This window comes from SAR202 cluster bacterium, from assembly GCA_016872355.1.
Taxonomy (GTDB): domain Bacteria; phylum Chloroflexota; class Dehalococcoidia; order Lucifugimonadales; family VGZY01; genus VGZY01.
Map to the genome: position 1 here is coordinate 1 of VGZY01000125.1, position 3,528 is coordinate 3,528.

Annotated in this window: 6 protein-coding genes; 2 read left to right on the plus strand and 4 right to left on the minus strand. The window is 60.6% G+C overall.

Features of this window, described 5'->3' with window-relative positions; genetic code table 11:
- Window positions 1–327 precede the first annotated feature (327 nt).
- Complete coding sequence (locus FJ319_14620; GenBank protein ID MBM3935498.1) at window positions 328–567, minus strand: hypothetical protein; 240 nt, start codon at window positions 565–567, stop codon at window positions 328–330.
- A gap of 64 nt (window positions 568–631) precedes the next feature.
- On the opposite strand from FJ319_14620, the gene FJ319_14625 reads away from it, so the two are divergent.
- Window positions 632–1,084, plus strand: coding sequence for a hypothetical protein (locus FJ319_14625; protein ID MBM3935499.1), 453 nt, complete (start codon window positions 632–634; stop codon window positions 1,082–1,084).
- Between the two features lie 90 nt (window positions 1,085–1,174).
- Here FJ319_14625 and FJ319_14630 read toward each other — a convergent pair whose 3' ends face one another.
- From FJ319_14630 to FJ319_14640, 3 genes are read right to left on the minus strand one after another with little or no spacing between them, the layout of a single operon-like run.
- Complete coding sequence (locus FJ319_14630) at window positions 1,175–2,089, minus strand: NAD-dependent epimerase/dehydratase family protein (protein MBM3935500.1); 915 nt, start codon at window positions 2,087–2,089, stop codon at window positions 1,175–1,177.
- On the minus strand, window positions 2,089–2,745 hold the full coding sequence (locus FJ319_14635; protein ID MBM3935501.1) for a sugar transferase: 657 nt from the start codon (window positions 2,743–2,745) through the stop codon (window positions 2,089–2,091). The genes FJ319_14630 and FJ319_14635 overlap by 1 nt, the downstream gene beginning before the upstream one ends.
- Before the next feature lie 29 nt (window positions 2,746–2,774).
- Window positions 2,775–3,164 carry a hypothetical protein gene (locus FJ319_14640; GenBank protein MBM3935502.1) on the minus strand — a complete coding sequence of 130 codons (390 nt, stop codon included), beginning with the start codon at window positions 3,162–3,164 and terminating at the stop codon, window positions 2,775–2,777.
- Window positions 3,165–3,341: 177 nt separating this feature from the next.
- Between FJ319_14640 and FJ319_14645 the strand changes: the two genes are divergently transcribed.
- Window positions 3,342–3,528: helix-turn-helix domain-containing protein (locus FJ319_14645; GenBank protein MBM3935503.1), on the plus strand; the 187-nt coding region annotated here is incomplete at its 3' end.

Here is a 3,528-nt window from a genome sequence, read left to right on the forward strand (position 1 = left end):
GCCCCTCCAGAACAAGGTTCAGTATCTGTGCTCTCTTCGCTTCTCGCTCGGTCAAATGTAGTCCTCTCATGGACTGACATATTCACTGAGCAGTTACCTACTGACAATATCACTGAGCAAAGACAAGCTCTTCCCAGACGCTTCGAGCGGCATGACGAAAATTGGGTACATCGCCATCAGCGACCCCAATGACAAGGAGCCTTATGACACGGTGGCCGGTTGGGTGAACGCCGCGCCCCGCGGCACCATGTGGTATATCGGGGGGGAACTTAACAGAAACCAGGTAAGCAGCATAGGCGCCAACTAAGTAAGCACGTGGGAGCACTACTACAACATCGTCAAGTCCATCGATCCCACCGCAAGGTTTACGAGCCCGAGCATCCTGAACTGGGACTTCACCTGCAACGGCTGCGGCGGCATCACTAGTGGGGACACGTTCCTGAAGTCGTTCGTGAACCAGTACCGCTCAACGCACGGCCAGGCCCTGCCGCCGTTCGACGCCTGGGCGATCGACATATACCCTATCGATTGGCTGAACACGCCGAACGCAAGTACGAGCAGCACCAAGTGGCCGCTCTACAATGGGGTTAGAACAAAACACTCCACAATCGCAATCGAGCAGGTCCTTAAAATGAGGGACTATCTGAATACCCTCGGCCTGTCCAGCAAGCCGATCTGGATCACTGAGATCGCCATTCATGTGGGATACGACGGGTGGACGCGCATCTCGGCAACAGAGCCTGATGTGTTCCGTGGCACCGGCAAGTACAACTGGAACCTGATGAGCAACTACATTCACGAAGTGCTCGACTGGCTTGAGCTCTATTCTTCCAGTAAGAACATCGAACGTTGGTATTTCTACATATCCCACTCCGACATCGTGGGCGGGCAGGCAGATGGGTACCTTGGCCCGGTGTTCTTCAACGGGCCGGACCCCGGCGCGGCGATGACATGCATAGGACAGGCGTACAGGAGCCGCGTAATGATGGAGCCGCGTTTGAGGTGCGACGCCGCCGGCAACACGATCAACGCGGCGGGCCAGATAGTCTCACTGAAACCAACGGGTGGGATCGGCGTGCCCTAGTGGCGGCCTGGAAGTCTGCCCCGTATAAACAGAGGACCCCGCCAGCGGCGGGGTCCTCTGTTTATACGCTTTCTGTGAGAATGCGAGGTGCTATTTGGGCGCCATCAGGTCCAGGTAGTCGTCCAGGCCGTCCCAGAACTTGATTCGCGGCGTGAATCCAAGGCGCTTCATCATGCTGCCGTCCAACCGGAAACCCGGCACCTCGCCGGGCCGCGCAGGGCCGTTAATCACCTGCACGCCGAAGCGCTTCGCAACATGGTCGGCTATCTCTCGAATCGAAGGCGTCTCGCCGGTGCCGATGTTGAGCACCGCGCCGTTCAGGTCCTTGCGCTGCAGGATGATGTCCCACGCCTCCACCAGGTCCATCACGTTGATGTATTCCCTGCTTTGAGTTCCCGTGCCAAAAACCGTGAGCGGCTTACCGGCGCACGCAAGATTGGCGAATATCGGGATCACCGCGCCTCCCCGCCCGGACTTCTGGCGCGGGCCGTAAACGTTGCTGGGACGAACAATAGTCACATCCAGCCCGAAGCTTTTGTGGTAGGCGAACGCCATCCTGTCCGCCCCCGCTTTGGACGCGGCGTACGGGCTGTAAGGGCGAAGCTCCGCCTTCTCCGTCACGGGGGACTGCTCGGCGTGGCCGTATACCTCGCAGCTTGAGGCCATGATGAGCCGCGCGCCGGACTTTCGCACCGCCTCGAGGACGTTCACGGTGCCGTCCACGTTCACGGCAACGACGTCATGAGGGCCGTCGAGCGATTGGTCCACGTTGATGTGCGCCGCAAGGTGCGCCACCACCTCATGCTCTCGCGCGGTCTTCTCCACTACCTCGCGGTCCGTCACGCTACCCCAGACGATAGTGATGCCTTCCGGAAAGTGCTTGATGTTTTCCAGGGCCTGCCGGGAGAGAGTATTGAGCACCGTCACCTTGTGACCGGCGGCGTGCCAGCGCTCTGCCAGGTGGCTCCCCTGGAAGCCCGCGCCTCCGGTGATAAGAATTCGCATTACGTTCCCCTGACCTTCGATTTAGTTCCGGCGCCGGCGGCCACGCTCTTCTCGCCCGTGCCCCAGCTGGCGGTGATGGTATTGACTGCGGCCGCAAGCATGATTCTGATATCCAGCCACAGGCTGGCGCGCGTGAGGTACAGCATATCGTACCTCAGCCTGCGCTTCGGCCCGCAATGGCGTGGGAGGTAGAGCTGCGCGATCCCCGTGAGGCCGGGCGTCATCCTCAGCCTGTCCGGGAAGCGCGGCTCCACGCGTGTCTCGTCCTCGTGCATCTGCACGGGCAGCGCGCGCGGGCCGACGAAGCTCATCTCGCCCCTGGCAATATTGATCACCTGCGGGAGCTCATCCAGCGCCGTCCTGCGCAAAATGCCGCCTACCCGCGTGACGCGCGGGTCGCGGTCGCCGGTTACGAGGCCCATCTTGTCCGCGTTCACCTTCATGGTCCTGAACTTGATGGCCATGAAGTCCTTGCGCCCTTTTCCGGCCCTGGCCTGCCTGTAGAATACGGGGCCGCGGTCCTCCAGCCAGATGGCCAGCGGTATGACGGTCCATGCAATCAACCACACCGGCAGCAGGGCCAGGTGCGCCGCCAGAAGCACAAACAGGTCATAGAGCCGCTTGTATCGCATCGACCTGGGTCTGCTCAACGGCATTTGCTCTCCATGAAAACGTGAGACCTAGTTTACCAGAACCGCTGCATCCGCCGCCGCGACGCGAGAATCCACGCGCCCGCGACAGCGGCCGCCGCTCCGATGGCGAGCATCGCAAGGCCCGTAGTGTCCCGATCCACTCCGCCCACCGATGGCGTCGCTACGCTAACCCGCGCAATGTTGAACACTACCAGCCTGTGGCCCACCGGTCCGCAGGGCGGATTTCCGAAGCCGCATTCGTTGAAGCTCCCGCCGATGAGCTCCGGCGACGGGTCGTTGAGGATGTTCGCTATTTCAAAGGAAATTATATCCTTCGGCGCGCCGATAACAGCGTGCTTTGTGAAGCCTTGCCTGCCGTCGTTCTCCATCCACACCAGCGCGCTCCGCACCGGCTCCGTCCTGTAGCGGCCTGAAAGCTGCACAGCGGAAAGGGCAGCGTCGAGGTCGCCGTCCCCATCCACATCGATGGCACGCGCCGAATACGCTCCCCAGTGGCGGCCGATCTCCCGGGCCGTGAAATGGCCAAGGCCGTTATTCTCCAGCCTGCATTGGTGCAGTGATAGTGTCAGGGGTTAAGGGAGCAGTGAAAATGTCAGTCTATGAAAGAACTGACAATGAGCGAGAGAGAGGCTAAACTAACGGTAGTGTTGAACGCTGTTCTTGAGAAGCGATTGACAAAGGCTCAAGCTGCCACGGCATTGGGGGTATCGGAGCGCCAGGTATGGAGGCTTCTGGCGACCTACCGGAAGGATGGAGCGGCAGGGCTGGTCCATGGCAATCGAGGAC